General features: G+C 74.2%; 16 protein-coding genes. 8 read left to right on the top strand and 8 right to left on the bottom strand.

What is annotated here, in order from left to right; translation table 11 throughout:
* Positions 1 to 146 precede the first annotated feature (146 nt).
* Both PATMI_RS0115175 and PATMI_RS0115170 read left to right on the top strand, forming a co-directional pair.
* A complete protein-coding gene (locus tag PATMI_RS0115175; RefSeq protein ID WP_169738379.1) occupies positions 147 to 3,101 on the top strand; it encodes an acyltransferase family protein in 2,955 nt (984 codons plus the stop codon).
* On the top strand, positions 3,052 to 3,831 hold the full coding sequence (locus PATMI_RS0115170; protein WP_026911499.1) for a hypothetical protein: 780 nt from the start codon (positions 3,052 to 3,054) through the stop codon (positions 3,829 to 3,831). Before PATMI_RS0115175 ends, PATMI_RS0115170 begins: the two co-directional genes overlap by 50 nt.
* A 16-nt stretch (positions 3,832 to 3,847) precedes the next feature.
* Here the strand turns inward: PATMI_RS0115170 and PATMI_RS0115165 are convergent, their stop codons facing one another.
* From PATMI_RS0115165 to PATMI_RS0115150, 4 genes are all read right to left on the bottom strand, one after another.
* Positions 3,848 to 4,177 (bottom strand): glutathione S-transferase N-terminal domain-containing protein, encoded by a 330-nt coding sequence (locus PATMI_RS0115165; RefSeq protein ID WP_026911498.1) that lies wholly within the window; start codon positions 4,175 to 4,177, stop codon positions 3,848 to 3,850.
* A 132-nt stretch (positions 4,178 to 4,309) separates the two neighbouring features.
* Positions 4,310 to 6,247: a hypothetical protein gene (locus PATMI_RS0115160; protein ID WP_026911497.1), complete on the bottom strand. Its 1,938-nt coding sequence runs from the start codon at positions 6,245 to 6,247 to the stop codon at positions 4,310 to 4,312.
* Positions 6,248 to 6,259: 12 nt separating this feature from the next.
* Positions 6,260 to 7,048 carry a glycosyltransferase family 2 protein gene (locus PATMI_RS30485; protein WP_036725940.1) on the bottom strand — a complete coding sequence of 263 codons (789 nt, stop codon included), beginning with the start codon at positions 7,046 to 7,048 and terminating at the stop codon, positions 6,260 to 6,262.
* A complete protein-coding gene (locus PATMI_RS0115150; protein WP_026911496.1) occupies positions 7,045 to 8,046 on the bottom strand; it encodes a class I SAM-dependent methyltransferase in 1,002 nt (333 codons plus the stop codon). The genes PATMI_RS30485 and PATMI_RS0115150 overlap by 4 nt, the downstream gene beginning before the upstream one ends.
* A gap of 278 nt (positions 8,047 to 8,324) precedes the next feature.
* Between PATMI_RS0115150 and PATMI_RS30480 the strand changes: the two genes are divergently transcribed.
* Together PATMI_RS30480 and PATMI_RS0115140 are read left to right on the top strand one after the other, a co-directional pair.
* Entirely contained in the window at positions 8,325 to 9,026 is a 702-nt protein-coding gene (locus PATMI_RS30480) for a sugar phosphate isomerase/epimerase family protein (protein ID WP_051471728.1), read from the top strand.
* Between the two features lie 73 nt (positions 9,027 to 9,099).
* Positions 9,100 to 10,110 (top strand): hypothetical protein, encoded by a 1,011-nt coding sequence (locus PATMI_RS0115140; protein WP_026911495.1) that lies wholly within the window; start codon positions 9,100 to 9,102, stop codon positions 10,108 to 10,110.
* A 19-nt stretch (positions 10,111 to 10,129) separates the two neighbouring features.
* Here PATMI_RS0115140 and PATMI_RS0115135 read toward each other — a convergent pair whose 3' ends face one another.
* On the bottom strand, positions 10,130 to 10,573 hold the full coding sequence (locus PATMI_RS0115135) for a DCC1-like thiol-disulfide oxidoreductase family protein (RefSeq protein ID WP_026911494.1): 444 nt from the start codon (positions 10,571 to 10,573) through the stop codon (positions 10,130 to 10,132).
* 55 nt (positions 10,574 to 10,628) lie between these two features.
* Between PATMI_RS0115135 and PATMI_RS30475 the strand changes: the two genes are divergently transcribed.
* The 4 genes from PATMI_RS30475 to PATMI_RS0115115 all read left to right on the top strand — a co-directional run bounded on the left by PATMI_RS30475 (position 10,629) and on the right by PATMI_RS0115115 (position 15,267).
* Positions 10,629 to 11,390 carry a YoaK family protein gene (locus tag PATMI_RS30475; protein ID WP_036725937.1) on the top strand — a complete coding sequence of 254 codons (762 nt, stop codon included), beginning with the start codon at positions 10,629 to 10,631 and terminating at the stop codon, positions 11,388 to 11,390.
* A 229-nt stretch (positions 11,391 to 11,619) separates the two neighbouring features.
* On the top strand, positions 11,620 to 12,585 hold the full coding sequence (locus PATMI_RS30470) for an acyl-CoA desaturase (RefSeq protein ID WP_245604180.1): 966 nt from the start codon (positions 11,620 to 11,622) through the stop codon (positions 12,583 to 12,585).
* Positions 12,586 to 12,735: 150 nt separating this feature from the next.
* The gene (gene asnB, locus PATMI_RS0115120; protein ID WP_084269976.1) at positions 12,736 to 14,319 is read left to right on the top strand and encodes an asparagine synthase (glutamine-hydrolyzing); all 1,584 of its coding nucleotides are present in this window, start codon (positions 12,736 to 12,738) and stop codon (positions 14,317 to 14,319) included.
* A gap of 87 nt (positions 14,320 to 14,406) precedes the next feature.
* A complete protein-coding gene (locus PATMI_RS0115115; protein ID WP_026911492.1) occupies positions 14,407 to 15,267 on the top strand; it encodes an alpha/beta fold hydrolase in 861 nt (286 codons plus the stop codon).
* Here the strand turns inward: PATMI_RS0115115 and PATMI_RS0115110 are convergent.
* The 3 genes from PATMI_RS0115110 to PATMI_RS0115100 all read right to left on the bottom strand — a co-directional run bounded on the left by PATMI_RS0115110 (position 15,257) and on the right by PATMI_RS0115100 (position 18,160).
* Positions 15,257 to 16,333 carry a transglycosylase family protein gene (locus PATMI_RS0115110; RefSeq protein WP_026911491.1) on the bottom strand — a complete coding sequence of 359 codons (1,077 nt, stop codon included), beginning with the start codon at positions 16,331 to 16,333 and terminating at the stop codon, positions 15,257 to 15,259. The genes PATMI_RS0115115 and PATMI_RS0115110 overlap by 11 nt on opposite strands.
* 97 nt (positions 16,334 to 16,430) lie before the next feature.
* Positions 16,431 to 17,255: an ABC transporter permease gene (locus PATMI_RS0115105; protein ID WP_026911490.1), complete on the bottom strand. Its 825-nt coding sequence runs from the start codon at positions 17,253 to 17,255 to the stop codon at positions 16,431 to 16,433.
* Positions 17,255 to 18,160: an ABC transporter ATP-binding protein gene (locus PATMI_RS0115100; protein WP_245604179.1), complete on the bottom strand. Its 906-nt coding sequence runs from the start codon at positions 18,158 to 18,160 to the stop codon at positions 17,255 to 17,257. The genes PATMI_RS0115105 and PATMI_RS0115100 overlap by 1 nt, the downstream gene beginning before the upstream one ends.
* Between the last annotated feature and the right edge of the window lie 266 nt (positions 18,161 to 18,426).

The raw sequence follows: 18,426 nt of genomic DNA, 5'->3' as shown, positions 1-18,426 counted from the left end.
CGCCGGGCCGCGACCCGAGCGTCGCGGGCCCGACCGCACCGCGACGAGGCCCGGGGCACCCGGAGGGGGCCGCCCGGGCCACACCCCCCGAACGGGCGACGGCACGCCGCAGGCACCCGAACGGGCATGCTTCGCCGATGCGGCGCATGCGGTATCTGGAGGCGGGGGACGCCATTCGCGGCTGGGGCGTGCTCCTGGTCGTGATCGGGCACAGCGGGACGACCGTCCTGCTGTACACGCTCCTGAAGATGGACCCAGCGACCATCCAGGCCGCGAAGGACACCCAGGACCTCGGCTTCCAGCGCCTCTTCGACAGCCGGCAGGTCGGCGCGGCGATCCTCGCGACGCAGCTGGTCGTCTTCCTCTTCTTCGCGCTGTCGGCCTACCTGCTGGCCCGCCCGTTCATCGCCGCGATGTTCGGCGAGGCGAAGCGCCCACCGCGACTGAAGACGTACGTCAAGCACCGCGCCGGTCGCGTGATCCCGCTGTTCTGGGCCGCGCTCCTGATCTACGTCGTCTACTTCCACGAGGACGCGAGCAGGGAGAAGCTCTCCGACATGCTCGCGATGTTCGCGTTCGGGCAGTCGTGGACGAACGCGCCGTTCCGGGAGCACATCAGCCAGGCGTGGACGATGAACGTCGAGATGCTGTTCTACATCGCGCTGCCGATCGTGGCGGCGGCGTCGGCGTGGATCTACCTGCGCGGCGGGCGGTTCGCGGGGTGGAGGGCGCTCCTCCCGATGGTCGCCGTCGGCATCTTCGCCTGGGTGTTCTCCAACACGTGGCTGCCCACCGGCCCCGGCGGGACGGTGCCGTCGCAGTCGCCGATCGGCGGCCTGCTCACGTTCGTCCCGGGCGTCCTGATCGCCGTGGCCGAGGTGCGCTGGGGTGAGCGGATCGGTCGGTGGAAGTGGGCGCCGCCCGCCGCGATCCTGCTCGTCCTGGTCGGCATCGGCCTCGCGATCAAGCAGTCGAGCCTCGTCGCGGGCGGCAGCGTCGGCGAGCGCAACATCATCACGCTCGCCGCCGGCGCGATGCTCGGCGGATTCGTCCTCTGGCAGCTGACGGGCAGGAAGACCTGGCCGTTCATGATGTGGAAGTTCCCGCGCTGGGTCGGCGAGCGCTCGTTCTCGATCTACCTGATGCACGGGCTCGTCCTCTTCGAGCTCCACTCGGTCGGCGAGACCCAGCCGACCGTCGGCCGGTACTTCCTGCTGCTCGTCGCCGCGGCGATCCCGTGCTGCATCTTCTTCGGCGCGATCCTCTACGCCCTCGTCGAGCAGCCCGCGACGCGCCTGGCCCGCGGCGAGCGCCCGCTGTTCGGTGACGGCCCGGTCCGAAGGCTCGACAAGGCCGCCCCGACCGTCGGCACGACGCCGACCGCGGCGATGGCGACGGCGGTGCCGCTCACCGGGATGGGTGCTGCGCCACCCGCCCCGAGCCCCGGCGTGGCCGCGTCACCGCCGGGCGGAGGAGGCGCCACCGCCACGGCCGGCGACGCTCCACCCCCGACGACCGGAGGCACCACCTCCGAGGACGGCGGTGCGGCTGACCCGGGGCCGTCCACGAGTCGCGCGGTCGCGGACCCGCCGGCGACTCGTGATCGCCCGGGTCCGAAGCCCGAGCGCTTCCGCTCGACGCCCGAGCGTCCCGCGTGGCGCCGGCCGTGGCTCGGTGGCGACGGCGCCCGCGGGCTCGGCGCGCTCCTGGTGTTCGTCTCGCACATCGCCACCGCGGAGATGACGTACAAGACCGCCGGCTTCCAACACCTCCCGGGCCGCGATCTCTACGACCTCTTCGGCGGCGAGGTCGGCTGGCGGACGTTCTTCGCGCCCGCGCGCCTCGTCAACCTCTTCTTCGCGTTCTCCGCGTACCTGCTGGCCCGCCCGTTCATCGCGTGGGCGCTCGGGCGCGCCAAACGCCCGGGGACCGCGAAGTTCTACGTCCGCCGGGTGCTCCGGATCATGCCGCTGTACGTCGTGGTCGTCGGGCTCGTCGTCCTCTGGCTCGTCGTCCTGAGCGACGACCACCCCGCGCGGCTCCGGGACATCGGCAAGACGCTGCTGCTGCTCGACGGCGGGTTCACCGACGCCGGCTTCCACGACAGCTGGGCGATCCCGATCGAGACGGCCTGGACCGTCCGCGTCGAGGTCCTCGGCTACCTGATGCTGCCGCTCGTCGCCTGGGGCTGGTTCGCCGCGACGCGACGGTGGGGGTTCCGCGGGCTCGTCGGCGGGGTCGGGCTCCTGCTCGTGATCACGCTCGGGATCCGCCTCTACAGCAACCCCGGGCACGCTGGTCCGGGTCTCCTGCAGTGGTTGTTCCTGCCGGGCCTGACCGTCGCGGTCGTCGAGTCCTACGACCCCCTGCGGCGCTGGATCTCCGAACGGGGCCGGGGGGCGACGCTCTGGGCGCTGCTCGCCTCGTTCCTGCTGCTCTGCGGCTCGGAGCCGGCGTCGGCCAGCCTGATCACGCACCTCGTCGACGCCAAGGGCCTCGTGCCGCTGGCCGCCAACGCCACGCCGGCGGAGATCGCGGCCCGCGGGCAGGAGGTCATCGGCCCGCTGCGGTGGGGCGCCGTGCTCGCGATCCCGATGCAGTTCGTCGGGGCGACCGGGATGCTGCTCTGCTTCATCGCCCTGGAGTGGCAGGGCGGCCGGCCGCCGCTCGGCCTGGACCGGAAGATCCCGCGCTGGTTCGGGGAGCGGTCCTACAGCTTCTACCTCGTCCACTTCGCGGTCCTCGGGCTGCTCCTCCCCCACGTCGCGCCGGGCAACACGGGCTACCCCGGCCTGCTCGCCCTGGGCGTCTGCGCATTCGCGCTCTCGCTCGCGCTGACCGTCGTGTCGTTCAAGTTCGTCGAGATGCCGGGCATGCTGCTGGCCTCCAGGCTCACCGGCCGCAGGCCACCGGGTCCGCTGTCCGTGGCACCGACGCCGGAGGTCACGCAGGCGTGGCGCGGCGAGCTGGCGGCCGACCGCGCCGGGCCGACCGGCGGTGGTGCCGACGACCCGACCCCGGCTACGGTGGATCCTCCACCGGAGGCCCAGGATGTTCGGACGACGCAAGAAGACGAAGGACGCAGGCCGGGCGGCGGCTGACGCCGGCGAACGCCTGCCGCCGACCGATCCCGACCCCGACCTCCCGGTCCTCAACCGGGCCGAGGCCGCCGCGCTGGGCGACCGGGTCGTCGCGGTCTTCGCCGAGGAGGGGGTCCCCGCGACCTACGCCGCGGGAATCGTCCACGCCGAGGACGGTGCCCGCTACGGACTCCACAACCTGTCGCTGCTCGTCGCCGGCCTCGGGGCGGCCGAGCGCGACGTCGTGGTCCGCGACCACGTCTCCGCGCTCCTCGACGACTCGCCGCTCCCCACCGGGAGCGCCGCGTTCGAGGCGCTCGTCGTCCAGCTCTGGCCGACCGAGGCCATCCCCGACGGGCCGCCGCCCGGAGCCCCCGAGGTCCTGCCGGGCATCACGGCGATCGCGGCGCTGGACCTGCCCACGAAGGTGCACCAGTTCTTGGAGGACGAGCACCTGGAGCCCTACGGCGGCTGGGAGATCGTGGAGCCGGCCGCGCGGGAGAACCTCCGCCGCATGCCGCTCCCGCACCACCAGGTGCTCCAGGCCGACGACGCCGAGTCGCAGGACGTGCCCGGGCCGCTCAGCCCGGAGGTCTTCTTCCTCGCCCCCGACGGGCGGCGCGAGCAGATCACCACGGGCGAGGGCGACGAGCGCAGCATCCGCGTCGACGGGGCCTTCGCCGACGCGTTCGCCGAGCTCGGGCTGCTCGAGGATGCGGACGACGAGGACGGGACGACCCGCGAGGACTGACCGCCGCGGGCCCCGCTCAGCCCTGCGCCGCCACCCAGGCGAGGATCGCCTTCTGGTGGACGAGGACGGTGCCGTCGGCGAGCACCAGCGTCGGGAGCTTGCGGGTCCCGGTCGCCGCCTCGAGGTCGTCGCGGGAACCCTTGCGCAGGAACGGAATCGGGCTGCCGTGCGCGGCGACCACGGAGGTGTAGGGGATCCCGGCCGCCCGGAGCGCCTCGTGCACGCGCTTGCACGGGTGGATCCCCGGTCCGCCGTCGTCGCCGTGGCAGACGTAGAGGACGGGCGTCCCGTCGGTGCTGGGTCCCGGGGCGGCCTCCGCCGCGGGCTGGTCGCTGAGGGTGCTCATGGGGACAGGGACCGTCGCCGCGGCCCGGACTCATCGCCCACCGGTCGACGCCGGCGACGGCCGGCCCCACGGCGAGCACGCGCGACCGTGTCGGCCACGGGCTCGCGCTGCCGGGTCGCGCCGGCGCGTCCCTCAGCGCCCGGGCGGGGTCCAGACGAGGAACGCGTCGACGTCCGACGGGTTCGGTGGCAGACCGCAGCGGGTCGCGTCCCCGAAGCCCGGACCGATCGTGACGGTCCGGCCGGCCGCGAGGCCCCCGCGCAGCTCGGCGCAATCCGCGACGAGCCGGCTCCCCGGCCCGCCATGCGCCCCGAGCGCCCAAGCGGGGGTGGCGCCGAGCGCGAGGACGACGTCGTCCGGATCGGGCGGGACGCCCGTGTCGACCGTCGAGGCGTGGCGCGACCACAGCCCGGGGGTCGCGACGAGCAGCAGGACCGCCGCGACGACCGCCGCGCCCGCAGCGATCCGCACCCGGGACAGCGCCGCCGGGATCGCCGGGCGCGCGAGGAGCACCACGAGGACGGCCGCGCCGATCAGCGTGGCGAGGACGCCGTGCTCGATCGGGATCCGGTCGAGGTCCACGTTCGGGCTCTCGGGGAGGTCCTCCCCGTACCGCCACGCCACGACGAGCTGGACGACGAGAACGATCCCGGCGAGCACCGGGACGGCGGCGGACCGCCACGCGCGCGGTGCCGCACCGTCCGCGCCGCGTCGCCCGGCCGCGAGGTCCGACAGCACCGTCCACCCGGCGGCCGCCAGCAGGATCCAGCAGGGCATCAGGTAGCGGGTCGCGCCGGCGGCGAGCTCCGGTGCGGCCGTCGTCCCCGTCCCCGGAGCCACGAACCACGCGAGCATCCCGAGCACGCCGCAGATCGCGACCAGCCGGACGAGGCCGCCGCGGACGATCGCGACGAGCCCCAGCGCGAACAGCGGCAGGATCACCCAGGCCAGGTCGAGGTACGTCGTGCCCCCGACGCGCAGGACGTCGCCGGGGTGGTCGACGAACTTCGTGACGGTGGGCTGCAGGATCGCGGGGACGGGATCGCCGCCGGGGCTCGACAACAGCGGCCACGCGGGGTTGCCGTGGAGGATCTGGTTCCGCGTCAGCCACAGGACGCCGCAGCCGCCCGCGACGACCACGCCGACGCCCCACCACGGCACCGCCCGGAGGCGACGGAGGATCTCGCGCCGGGCCGGCCAGGCGAGCAGGAGGAACAGGAGCCCGCCGCACGCCGCGGTCGTCTTGACCCCGAGCGCGAGGAGCAGGCCGACGAGCCCGGTCAGGAGGCCGGCGACGTCGCGCTCGGGACCGGGGAGCCGACCGTCCGGTCCCCACGCGGCGTCCAGGACGATCGCCGCGCCGCAGGCCATGACCGCCGCGCCGGCGAGGTCGGTCGAGACCTGGCTGGCCTGCGCGAGGAACGGGAGCGCCAGCGCCGTGGAGGCGATCGCGCCCCAGCCGGCGGCGGGCGTCCCGCCGAGTCGCCGGACCATCGTCCAGACCGCCAGGGCCGCGATCCCGAGCGCCGCGGGCGTCACGAGCAGCGCCGCCGCGGTGGACCCGGTGACGCTCATCAGCCACCCGATCGTCAGCTCCGTCCCGACGGGGTACGCCTCGACCGGCAGGCCGTCGACGACCCGCGGCAGGCTCGCCAGGTGGCCGTCGCCGATCCACGCCGCGGGGATCGCGAGGTGGTAGAGCAGCCCGTCGAAGCCGATCACCGGGCTGTTCAGCGAGATCACCGCGAGTGCGAGCACCCCCACCCCCACGCCGACCAGGAGCGTCCGCGTCGGACCGTCGGGGGCGGCGGTCGGCGTGCCGGCGGGCACGCGCCAGAGGACCAGGCCGGCCAGGACGACGGCGACGGCGGCGCCTACCGGGGCAGGCCCCAGGCCGATCGGCACGCTCGTCGCCAGGCCCGAGAGCTGCACCCCGAGCCAGCCCCAGACGACGGTCGCCAGCAGCCGGACGACGACGTCGTCCGTGCGCAGCCGCGTCGCGAGCCGCCACCCGGCGACGGCGACCAGCGCCACGACCGCCAGGCCGGCGACGCTGTGGAGCACCCACACCGGTGGCCCCCGCTACCAGCCGTCGGGCGGGTCGACCACGCGCGGGGCGGGCAGGAACCGGCGGTCCTTCTTGATCCCGGCGCGGTGCAGCACGAGGCGCACGCCGGTCCAGAGGGTCCAGAGGGCGTAGATCGTCGCGGGCTTCAGCCGGATCGACGACGCGTCGTCGAAGTACTTCGTCGTGCAGGCGGCCTCGGCGATCCGGAAGTCGAGGTGCGCCGCCTGGTACAGGACCTCGCTGTCGAAGCTGAAGCCCAGCGAGTTGCGCAGCCACGGCAGCTCGAGCAGCAGCCGGCGGCTGTAGGCGCGGTAGCCGGTGTGGCCGTCGGTGATCGACGCGCCCATCAGGGTGTTCTGGATCCGCGTCAGGCCGATGTTGGCGACCCACTTGTACCAGGGCATCCCGCCCTGCAACGCGCTCCGCCGGTTGGGCAGCATCCGCGAGCCGAGGACCAGATCCGCCTCACCGGCGACGATCGGCGCGACCATGTCGGGGATCAGGTCCGGCGTGTACTGGCCGTCGGGGTGGAGCATCACGACGATGTCCGCGCCGCGCTGCAGGGCGTGGAGGTAGCACGTCTTCTGGTTCGCACCGTACCCCGCGTTGTGCGGGTGCCAGACGGTCGTGATGTTCAGGCGCTCGGCGACGGCGAGCGTGTCGTCGGTCGAGGAGTCGTCGACCAGCAGCAGCTCGTCGACGTAGTCCCGGGCGATCCCGCCGACGGTCGCCTCGAGCGTCAGCGCCGCGTTGTGCGCCGGCATGACGACGATCGTCCGGTGGTTCGGGTGGGCCTTGCTCATCGTCCGTGCGGCTCGCTGGTCGGGGTGTCGGTGCGGACGGCCTCGAGGTAGATGCTCGCGCCGCGGCCCTCCAGGGCCTCGCCCGCGGCCGCCAGCGCGGCGACCGGCAGGACCGCCGCGGCGACCGCCGCCGTCCACGCGCGCCGGGCGCCCGAGAGCGGCGCCTGCCGCGCGTCCGGCTGACGGATCGCATCGTAGAGGTCGCCCGCGCCGGGGACGCGGCCCACCAGGCCGTGCAGCGCGCAGAAGACCGACTGCCCGGCGCGGAGGTGCCCGCGGGTGCGGACCGCGAAGCCCTCGGCGCGCAGGCCCTCCTCGAGCGCGGCGGGCGTGAAGTGCACGAGGTGGCGGGGCTGGTCCCACGCGAGCCAGCGGTCGCCGAAGGACCGGGCCTGGCGGCTGTCGGCGTTCGGGCACGCGAGGACGAGGACGCCGCCCGGCTTCAGCAGGCGCACGGCCTCGCGGATCGCGATCCGCGGCTCGGGCAGGTGCTCGATCACGTGCCAGAGGACCACGGCCGCCGCGCCGCCGTCGGGCCGCTCGAGCTCGTCGAGCGCGTCGTCGCGGAGGTCGGGCCGGGCGGTCGTGTCGGCGTCGCGCTCCAGGCCGATCGCGTCGCGCCCGCGGCGGTGCAGGGCGTCGAGCAGGTGCCCGTCGCCGGCGCCGACATCGATCACGACGCCGTCCGGGGCGATGCGGTCGACCGTCCACGCCGTGCTGCCGCGGGTGATCCGCAGGATCGCGTCGCCGGGCCCCGAGAACCGACCGCCCTCGGGCCGGTACCAGTCGGCGTAGGCGTGGTCGAGCTCGGCGGCGTCCGGCCACGGCCAGGTCAGCTGCACCCCGCACGAGGTGCAGCGCACGCGGCGGGTCCCGGTCGGGACGGCGTCGACCGTCGAGGCACCGCACCACGGGCACGCGGCGGGACCGGCGGAGCGGTCGGGCGCGGAGGCCGGGCGGGCGACCGCGTCCGCGACCTGCTGGGAGGACGTCGGCACGGGGCCGATCCTAGTGAGCGCGGCCGGGGCGGCGACGCGCGCGACGGACCGCACCGTTTCCCGCAACGTGCGGGACACCCTCCCCCGCGCGGCTCCGCGGTGTGGCACCCTCAGCGACCCGCGGTCGACGGACGACCGCGCCGACGCGCCCCGTGACGAGCACCGACGCCCACGAAACGACCGCCCGCAGGCCCGGATCCCGGACCCGACCCGTCCGTTTGCAGGGGGTTGCCGGGCGCCCGCCCGTCGCGTCCGGCGGGGCCCCTAGCGTGGCTCCCATGGTCTCCGCCGCGACCAGGGACGCCCGCACGGGCGTGCCGTTCACCGCCCACCACCCGCTGGGCACGTCGACCGGGCACCTCGTCGAGCTGCGCGGCCAGTGGGACCTCCTGGTGCGGCGCGCGCTGGACGTCTCGACGCTCGCCGTCGAGATCGCCGCGCTGTCGGAGCCCGAGTTCGTGACGCTCTGCGACTGGCTCGGCGACGCCGGCCGCGGGCTGCCCTTCCGCTTCGTCTCGGTGCACGCGCCGACGAAGCAGCTGGCGATGCCCGAGGACGAGCTCGTCGGCCGGCTCGCGGCACTCCCCGCCGCGATCGACGCCGTCGTCGTCCACCCCGACGTCCTGCAGGACCCGGCGCGGTTCCGGCCGCTGGGCCGCTTGGTCGTGCTCGAGAACATGGATTTCCGCAAGGGCGACGGCCGCACGGCGGCGGAGCTCGAGCCGTACTTCGACGCCCTGCCCGACGCCGGCTTCTGCCTCGACGTCCCGCACGCCGGATCGATCGACCCGACGATGGGGGTCGCGCACGACCTGCTCGACGCGTTCGGCGACCGCCTGCGCCACGTCCACCTCTCCTCCGTCGACGGCGACTGCCACCACGTGCCGCTGACGCCCGGCGACGAGGAGGCCTTCGGGCCGGTGCTCTCGCGCTGTCGCGACGTGCCGTGGATCCTCGAGGCGGACCTGCCGCGGCGCTGAGGGCGCCGCCGTCCGGGCGACGCCCCCGTTGCAGCACGGGGCCCGTCCCGCGCCCGCCGGTAGCGTCCCCGGCGTGACGGACACCCCGCAGGGCGCGCTGGACGAGCTCGCGACGCATGCGCGCCGCGGCTTCCCGCAGCTGCTCGCCGCCCGCGACCGGACGGAGCGCGACCTCGACGACCTCCGCCGCCGGCTGCGCGACGGGCCATGCGACCCGGGGTCCTCGGTCGTGATGATGGGCTCGTGGGGCCGCCGGGAGCGCACGAACGGCTCCGACGACGACTACCTCGTGCTCGTCGACGGCGAGCGGCCCGGCGAGGGCGCGCCCCCGGTCGAGCCGCAGGTCCCCCGCCTCGAGACCCTGCTCGGCCGCGGTGAGGCCAAGCCGGGGACGCAGGGCATCTTCGGCCAGCAGGTGTTCGTCGGACCGATGGTCCGCCACATCGGGCTGGAGGAGGACGGCAACGCGAACCTCACCCAGCGGATGCTCCTGCTGCTCGAGTCGGTGCCCGTCGTCGGCCGCGAGGCCTACCGGCGGTCGCTCGAGCAGGTCGTCGACGGGTACCTCGCGGGCGAGGCGAAGGACTACCGCCCGCCGCGGTTCCTCCTGAACGACCTGATCCGCTATTGGCGGACGATCTGCGTCGACTTCGCCGGCAAGGCGCGCGCCGACGACCAGAAATGGGGCATGCGCAACGCGAAGCTCCGCCTGAACCGCAAGCTCCTGTTCGCCGGCGGCCTGATCCCGGTGCTGCACTGCCACCTCCACCTCCGCGACGAGCAGCGGGCGTTCCTCCTCGATGCGCTGCAGGCGCCGCCGACCGACCGGCTCGCCCATGCGTTCCTGCGCCACGACGCGATCGACGAGGGCGTCCGTGCGCTCGGCGCCTACGACCGCTGGCTCGGCATGCTCGACGATCCGGAGTCGCGCGCGCACCTGACGGGCCTGACGCGCGAGGCGGCGGCCGACGACGCCGTCTTCCGCGACGTCCGCCGGCTCGCCCAGGAGTTCGAGCGCGGCCTGATCGCCCTGCTGTTCGAGACGGGCCTCAGCCCGCTCGCGCGCGAGTTCGTCCTGTTCTGAGCGACCGTCGCCCGCCGCCTCAGGCGTCCCGCACGCCCGACCCCGGCGCCCCGGTGTCCGCCGCGAACCCGGGGAGCGCGTCGGCCGACCGCTGCTTCGCGCCCGGCGGGATCAGCTTCGAGATCGCGACGCGGTTGCCGGCCATCAGGCGGTAGGCGGCGGTCGTCAGCGGCCGGGGGACCGACCGGACGGCCAGGATCGCGGCACGGGCGACGGGCGACGCCAGCATCGGCCCGAGCCCGTCGAGGACGTCGGCCTGGCTCCGCAGCCGCGTGCCGTCCCAGAGGTGCCACGACGACAGGCGCGCCGTGTGCTCGATGTGGCCCAGGTGCTCCTCGCCGAGCGGGCCTTGGATCGCGGCGAGGCGGAACGCGCCCGGCCGGCCGAGGCGCGCGAGGTGCACGACGCCCCACACGCAGAACCGGCACTCGCGGTCGTAGAAGAGGAGCGCGGGAGCGGACACCCCTCATTCATACCCCGCCACGGGGCCCGCGACCGTGTCGCGCGACACTGCGTCGGTGACCGCCGCACCGCCGACGACCCACGGGCCCCGACGGGGACGACTCGCCTCGTGGGACGTCCACGGCCCGCTCCCCCACCTCCTGCTCGGGCTGACCGTCCTCACGGGGATCGTCGACGCGGTCAGCTACATCGCGCTCGGGCACGTCTTCGTCGCGAACATGACCGGCAACGTGGTGCTGCTCGGGTTCGCCCTCGCCGGGGCGCCGTCGCTGTCGATCCCGGCGTCCCTGACGGCGATCGGGCTGTTCCTCGTCGGCGCGGCGCTCGGCGGCGTGCTCGCGCGACGGTTCGGCGATCACCGCGGCGTCCTGCTGCGGACGAGCACCGCGTTCGTCGCGGCCGTCCTGGTCGTCGCGCTCGTCGTCGCCCTCGTCGCGGGCGATCCCGTCGCCGACGGTCCGCGGTACGTGCTGATCGCCGTCCTCGCCGTCCCGATGGGCGCCCAGGCCGCGGTGGCCCGGCGGATCGGCGTGCCGGACCTGACGACCGCGGTGCTGACGATGACGCTGACCGGACTCGCGGCCGACTCGCGCCTGCTCGGTGGACCGGGCGGCTTCGGCGGGCCGCAGGGCTCCGGCCTGCGGCGCGTCGCCGCCGTCGCGGCGATGGGCGCGGGCGCGCTCGCAGGGGGCCTCCTCGTCGTGCACGTCGCGCCCGCCGCCGCGCTGGCCCTCGCGCTCGCGGTCGGCGTGGCGGTCGCGGTGACCGCGCACCGCGTCGCGACGCGCCCGGGCGCGTCGTGGGCGACGAAGGGCTAGGCCCCGGGCGCGGGGAGACGGTCGGGTCCGGGCCGCCCGGGCCGGGCGACGCGCTGCGCAGGCCGGCCGACCCCCCGACCGGCGACGCGCGGTGCGCGTTTTCGCGGGCGCGGGGCGCGGGCCGCCCGGCACGCCGACGCTCGCTTTGCGCACGAAGTGATGAAAACCGGCCCGCCCGTTCTCGCCGCAGGGGACAGAATCCCGGCGCACGTACGCATACGCTGACTCCATGGCAGAAGTCCGCGATGCGAACAACAACGTGGTGCGCGAGCACAAGACGATGTCCCGCACCACGCGGTGGATCAACATCGTGGCCGTCACGATCCCGTTCATCGGGGTCCTGATCGCGATCGTGCTGCTGTGGAACTCGGCGGTGACCGGGTTCGACATCGCGATGACGGTCGGGCTCTACCTGATCTCCGCGTTCGGCATCACGATCGGCTACCACCGGCTCCTCACGCACGGCGCGGTCCAGGCCAAGCCGTGGGTCCGCTACATGTTCGTCGTCGCGGGCTCGACGGCGATCGAGGGCCCGGCGCTGATCTGGGCCGCCGACCACCGCAAGCACCACGCGCACACCGACGTCGAGGGCGATCCGCACTCCCCGCACATCGGCGGCGGCGAGGGGCTCCGCGGCCTCTGGCACGCGCACATCGGCTGGCTCTGGTCCACCGAGATCGAGCGCGGGTGGCCCAAGAAGCACACGCCGGACCTGCTCCGCGACAAGGGCCTCGTCCGCATCTCGAACTGGTTCCCGTACATCGCCCTCGGCGCCCTGGCGATCCCGTTCTTCGCCGGGTGGGCCTACCACGGCGATCTCGCCGGCGGCCTGCAGACGTTCGTCTGGGCCGGGCTCGTGAAGGTCTTCTTCATCCACCACGTGACGTGGTCGATCAACTCGATCTGCCACTTCTCGGGCTACCGCCGCTTCGACATCGACGACCACTCGCGCAACAACCCGGTGCTCGCGGTCCTCTCGCTCGGCGAGTCCTGGCACCACAACCACCACGCCTTCCCGCGCGCCGCGTCGCACGGCTTCCGCTGGTACGAGGTCGACCTCTCCGCGCTCGTCATCCGCGGCTTCGTCAAGGCGGGCCTGATGAGCAAGCCGGTCTACATCAGCCGCGAGAAGCAGGCGACGATGCTCCCGGGCGCCGTGAAGGCCGACACGCGCTCCGCGGTCGCGGCCGACTGACGTCCGCGGGCCCCAGCCCGCACCGCCGTCCCCCTGCCGCCCCGAGGCCCGCGTTCCACGCGGGCCTCGGTCGTTCCGGGACCCTGCGTCGCGTCCGGCGTTCGCCGCGTGTCCAAACGGCACACGGTCCCGGTGCTCTAGCGTCGTCGTATGTGTGGAATCGCCGCCGTCTACGCCCCGACGGACTCCCGGGTCGACGCAGAGGCCGGCATCCGGATGCTCTCCCGGCTGACGCACCGCGGGCCCGACGACATCGGCCAAGTGGCCGTCGGCGAGACGAGCTGGCTCGGCCACACCCGCCTCTCGATCGTCGACCTCGCCGGGGGCCGGCAGCCGCTCGGCGACCGCACCCTGTGGCTCGTCGGCAACGGCGAGGTCTACAACCACGACGACGTCCGCCAGACCCTCGACGGCGCGCTGTTCGACACGGCGTCGGACAACGAGGTCGCGCTCCACCTCGTCGTCGACCGCGGCATCGAGGCGCTCGCCGAGCTCCGCGGCATGTGGGCGATCTGCCTCGCCGGCCCCGAGAACCCGGATCCGGAGGGCAAGCCGGACTGGATCACGTTCCTCGCCGCGCGCGACCCGATCGGCATCAAGCCGCTCTACTGGGCCCGCCGCGACGGGCAGGTCCGCTTCGCGTCGGAGATCCGGGCGTTCGACGAGGACTGGCGCTGGGCCGTCGAGACGTTCCCCCCGGGCTGCGCCTGGACCCCGGAGCACGGGCTCGTCCGCTTCGCCGACGCCGTGCCGCCCGAGGCGATCGACGTGCCGAAGCTGCCCGGGCCGAAGGAGCCCGGTGCCCCGATCCCCGAGGACATCCTGCGCTCGACCCGCGAGGTCCTCGCGGACTCCGTCGACCGGCACATGATGGCCGACGTCGACGTCGGCGTCTTCCTCTCCGGCGGCCTGGACTCGAGCCTGATCGCCGCGCTCGCGCAGGACTTCCTGAAGGCCCGCGGCCGCACGCTGAAGACGTTCGCCGTCGGGACCGAGGGGTCGTCCGACATCCTCGCCGCACGGGTCGTCGCGGAGTTCCTCGGGACCGAGCACCACGAGGCGCTCTACACCGCGGAGGACGCCGCGGCCGCACTGGACGCCGTGATCCGCTCGATCGAGTCGTTCGACCCGTCGCTCGTGCGCTCGTCGGTGCCGAACTGGTTCCTCGCCCGCCTGGCCGCGGAGCACGTGAAGGTCGTCCTGACCGGCGAGGGCGCCGACGAGCTCTACGCCGGCTACGACTACTACCACGACGACTTCGCGGAGCCCGCCGCCCTGCACGGCGAGCTCGTCCGCACCGTCCGCGGCCTGCACGACCTCAACCTCCAGCGCGCCGACCGCGTGACGATGGCCCACGGCCTCGAGGCCCGCGTGCCGTTCCTCGACCGCGAGGTCATCGCCCAGGCGCTGTCGCTCGCACCGGGCTGGAAGGCGTCGGACACCACGAAGCCGCAGCAGCTCGAGAAGCGCGTCCTGCGTCACGCGTTCGACGGGTGGATCCCGGAGGACATCCTCTGGCGTCCGAAGGAGCAGTTCGGCGACGGCTCCGGCGCCGCCGAGGTCCTGCAGGAGACGCTGGAGACGACGATCACCCAGGAGGAGTTCGAGCGCGAGCGCACGATCGTCGACCCGCCGCTGCGCACCCGCGAGGAGCTCGCGTACCACCGGATCTACGCGAAGCACCTCGGCGGTGTGCGGCCGGACAAGACGATGAGCCGCTTCGCCCGGTCGTGAGCGGCGGGGGCACCTGACGCGCCGGACCGGGAGCGCCGACGCGCCGCGCCGTCGAGCCCGGCACCCCGGGCGATAGCGTGGAAGGCGATGCCCGCCCCGTCCCACCCGGTCACCTTCGACACCGGGAAGCTGCGGGTCTCGGGCGAGCGCCGCGGCGCACCGTCCGCGGACCGGCCGACGGTCGTGTTCCTCCACGGCGGCGGGCAGACCCGGCACTCCTGGTCGCGGACGACGGAGCGCCTCGCCGCGGACGGCTGGGCGACGGTCGCCCTCGACGCCCGGGGCCACGGCGACAGCGAGTGGGACGCCGACGGGGACTACTCGATGGACGGCTTCGCGGGCGACCTGATCGCCGTGCTCGAGGAGCTGCCCGGCCCGGCGGTGCTCGTCGGCGCGTCGATGGGCGGCCTCACGTCGCTTGTGGTCGCCGGCGAGCATCCGGAGCTCGTCGCCGGGCTCGTCCTCGTCGACGTCGTCATCCGGCTGCGGCAGGACGGCGTCGACCGCATCATCGACTTCATGGCCGCGCACCCGGACGGCTTCGCCACGCTCGACGAGGTCGCCGACGCGGTCGCCGCCCACAACCCCACGCGCGAGCGGCCGCGCAACGTCGACGGCCTGCGCAAGAACGTGCGGCAGGGTCCCGACGGCCGGTGGCGGTGGCACTGGGACCCGGCCTTCATCCGGCTGACCGAGGTGCCCGGCCGGATCGACGACGAGGGGCGCCTCGACGACGCCGCCCGCCGCATCGCCGTCCCGACGCTCCTCGTGCGCGGCGTGCAGTCCGACGTCGTCGACGACGAGGGCGTGGCGGACCTCCGGGAGCGCATCGCCGGCGCCGAGGTCGTCGACGTCGCGGAGGCCGGGCACATGGTCGCGGGAGACGACAACGACGTCTTCGCGGGCGCGCTGGAGGCGTACCTCGAGCGGGTCGGCGCTACCCGGTGATGCCCACGATCGCGGCGCAGTCCCAGTTCCGGGCGCCGGCGCCGCCGTTCCAGAGCTTCGCGGCGAGGCGGTCCTGCTCGGCCTTGGACGCCTGGTAGGCGTTGGGCGTGCTGCCGCCGAGGGCCTTCCAGGTCTGCGGCATGAACTGGTAGTAGCCGGAGGCGCCGAGGGAGTTCGGCGTGAAGTTCTGGCCGCCGGACTCGCACTGGACGATCGCCCACGGGATGGCCCAGTTCGACCCGGCGCCCTGGCTGCCGCCGGCCGCGCGGGGGCTCGACGACGGGGCGGTGTACTGGCGCGCGGCCTTCGCCTGGGCGGCCTCGAGCTTCGCGAGCGTCTTCTCCGCGCCCTTGCGCTTGGAGCGCGCGGACGACAGGGCGGCGACCTTCGCGGCGCGGGCCTGGGCGAGTGACGCACGGCGCTGCTCGAGCCCGGCGGTCATCGAGGCCATGGCGTTGCGGCGGCTGGTGGCCTCCTGGGCCTCCTTCGCCTGCTCGACGCGGAGCTTCGCGTAGCGACCCTCGTCGGTCTTCGCCGCGTCGCGGGAGTCGCGGACGAGGTCGACGATCTTCGTGTCGCTGGCCTGCACGCGCTTGAGGAAGTTGATCCGCTCGAGGACCTCGGCGAAGCCCTTCGAGCTGACGACGACGTCGACGAGGCCGGGGCGGTCCGCGGTGTAGTGCGAGCGCAGCACGGCGGCGAGCTGGTCGCGGCCCTGCTCGAGCTTGCGGCGCAGCTGGACGAGCTTCGCGCGGGTGGCGCGGAGGTTCGACGACGTGGTCGCGAGCTTCCCCTGCGCCACGTCGTACTCCTGCTGCACCTGTGCGAGCCGGTTCTGCGCCGCGGCGACGGCCTTCGACGCCGACGCCTCGAGGGCTCCGAGCCGCTGGGCGGTGGAGCGCAGCGAGCGCTCGCGGCCCTTCTGCGCGTCGATCGTGCCCTGCAGCTGGGAGCTGCTCTGGGCGCCGGGCGCCACGCGCGGCACGACCGCGAACAGCAGCAGGGCGATGAGCAGGCCGCCGGCGATCACGCCGGTGCGGCCCCGGAGGGCGGAGGGTACGAACATGGGTGCGGTCGCGTCGGGGCGGCAGCCGGACGCGATCTCCGAAGCTAGCCCCGCACGCACGCGAAGCCGAGCGCTGCACGGCTTCGTGCGGCCCCGCTCAGGTGATCAGGCGCTTCGTGCTGCGCCAGATCGCCAGGCGCCACATGACGACGGCGAAGACCACGAGCGCGGCGACCCGGGCGAGCGCCTCCCAGCCGTCGAAGCCGAACGCGGCGCCGCGGACGAGCTCGACGAGGTGGTGCAGCGGGTTGAACTCGCCGAGGATCTGCACGCCCTCGGGCAGCCGGTCGAGCGGGAAGAACGTCCCGGCGACGAGGAACAGCGGCGTGAGGATCAGCGACTGGTAGTACGAGAACGAGTCGATCGACTTCACCAGGGCGCTGATCAGCAGGCCGAACGACGCGAACCCGAACGCGCACGGGAAGCAGAGGAACGGCACGAGCAGCATCCCCCACGACGGGTCGAGCCCGAAGATCATGGCGACGAGCAGCGGGAAGCAGCCGTAGATCGAGGCGCGCGTCGCCATCCAGAGCGCCTCGGCGGTCACGAGCTCCTCGACGTCGACGGGTGCGGCGAGGATCGCGTCGTAGGTGCGCTGGAACTCGCGCTTGACGTACGAGCCGAACATCGCGGAGAACGCGCTGCCGAAGAGGACCGACGTCGCGACGGTGCCGGTGCCGACGAAGTCCACGTAGTCGTACCCGCCGACCTCGGAGACGATCGACCCGAAGCCGAAGCCGAACGCGACGAGGTAGATCGTCGGCTCGACGGTCGACGAGAACGTCGAGCTCTTCCAGAACGACAGCCAGTTGATGACCTCGCGGGTCATCACGCCCTCGATCGCCAGGCGCTCCAGGCGGCCCAGGCGCCGGCGGGGCCCGGCGGCGGGCGTGGTCGGCGGTGCGGTCTCGCTCGTGGCCATCACGCCACCTCCTGCCCGGTCAGCATCACGAAGACGTCCTCGAGGTTCGCGACCCGCTCGTGGCCGTCGTGGCCGCCGATGCTCCCGCCGAGCCCCTCGGCGCGCAGGACGGCGACGCTCGTGCCGGTCCGGCGGTGGTCGTGGCCGGCGACCCGCGCGGCCTCCTCGACGACGGCCAGGTGGTCCGGCGGCCCGTAGACCTCGAGGACCGTCCTGCCGGCGTGCTCGAGGATCAGGTCCTTCGGCGGCCCGGTCGCGACGGCCTTCCCGGCGGCCATCACCGTGACGGTGTCGGCGAGTCGCTCGGCCTCCTCGATGTAGTGCGTGCTCATGAGGATCGAGACGCCCTCGGAGCGCAGCCGGTCGATCAGCGCCCAGAGCTCCTGGCGGACCTGCGGGTCCAGGCCGACGGTCGGCTCGTCGAGCAGCAGCAGCCGCGGCCGGTGCACCAGGGCGCGGGCGATCAGCAGCCGGCGCCGCATGCCGCCGCTGAGGGCGTCGACCTTGGTGTCCGCCCGCTCGGTGAGGGTCGCGATCTGCAGCGCCCGGTCGATCGCCGCGGCACGCTGGTCCCGCGGTACGCGGTAGAGCCGCACGAACACGCGGAGGTTGTCGCGGACGGTGAGCGTCGTGTCGAGGTTGTCCTGCTGCGGCACGACCCCCATCGCGGCACGCGCCTGCTTCGACTCGCCGGGCAGCGCGTGGCCGAGGACGTCGATCGTCCCGTCGTCGGCGATCGATTGCGCGGTCAGCAGCCGCATCGTCGTCGACTTGCCGGCGCCGTTGGGGCCGAGCAGCCCGACGCACGTGCCCTCGGGCACCTCGAGGTCGAGGCCGTCGACGGCCTGTACGGCGCCGAACGCCTTGCGCACGCCGCGCAGCGAGAGGGCGGATGGTCCGGGCACGCCACGAGGATGGCGGATCGACCGGTCGACGGAGGGACCGGGGCGTGACCGGGCTCGGTGCTTCACGTGGGCTTCATGGATGCTCCGGCACCGTCGTGGTCGTCCAGCACCCCGAACCCCGGAGCCCCGATCACCATGTCCATCGCCCTCACCCTCCGCGCCGCCGCGCTCACCGCCGTCCTCGCCGCCGCCGCGACAGCGGGCCCCGCCCACGCCGCCGGCGCCGCCGGGGTCGACATCGGGTCGTCCGGCACGCCGACGCCCGC

The organism is Patulibacter minatonensis DSM 18081 (genome assembly GCF_000519325.1).
GTDB classification, from domain to species: Bacteria; Actinomycetota; Thermoleophilia; order Solirubrobacterales; family Solirubrobacteraceae; genus Patulibacter; species Patulibacter minatonensis.
Note: the sequence above shows the minus strand (reverse complement) of the source record. Positions and strands in the feature narration are given on the sequence as shown.

Excerpts from the sequence above, each read along its gene's own strand:
- PATMI_RS0115175 (WP_169738379.1), top strand. The coding sequence starts at position 147 with ATGCGGTATCTGGAGGCGGGGGACGCCATTCGCGGCTGGGGCGTGCTC.
- PATMI_RS0115170 (WP_026911499.1), top strand. The coding sequence starts at position 3,052 with ATGTTCGGACGACGCAAGAAGACGAAGGACGCAGGCCGGGCGGCGGCT.
- PATMI_RS0115165 (WP_026911498.1), bottom strand. The coding sequence starts at position 4,177 with ATGAGCACCCTCAGCGACCAGCCCGCGGCGGAGGCCGCCCCGGGACCC.
- PATMI_RS30485 (WP_036725940.1), bottom strand. The coding sequence starts at position 7,048 with ATGAGCAAGGCCCACCCGAACCACCGGACGATCGTCGTCATGCCGGCG.
- PATMI_RS30480 (WP_051471728.1), top strand. The coding sequence starts at position 8,325 with ATGGTCTCCGCCGCGACCAGGGACGCCCGCACGGGCGTGCCGTTCACC.
- PATMI_RS30470 (WP_245604180.1), top strand. The coding sequence starts at position 11,620 with ATGGCAGAAGTCCGCGATGCGAACAACAACGTGGTGCGCGAGCACAAG.
- asnB (WP_084269976.1), top strand. The coding sequence starts at position 12,736 with ATGTGTGGAATCGCCGCCGTCTACGCCCCGACGGACTCCCGGGTCGAC.
- PATMI_RS0115115 (WP_026911492.1), top strand. The coding sequence starts at position 14,407 with ATGCCCGCCCCGTCCCACCCGGTCACCTTCGACACCGGGAAGCTGCGG.
- PATMI_RS0115110 (WP_026911491.1), bottom strand. The coding sequence starts at position 16,333 with ATGTTCGTACCCTCCGCCCTCCGGGGCCGCACCGGCGTGATCGCCGGC.
- PATMI_RS0115105 (WP_026911490.1), bottom strand. The coding sequence starts at position 17,255 with ATGGCCACGAGCGAGACCGCACCGCCGACCACGCCCGCCGCCGGGCCC.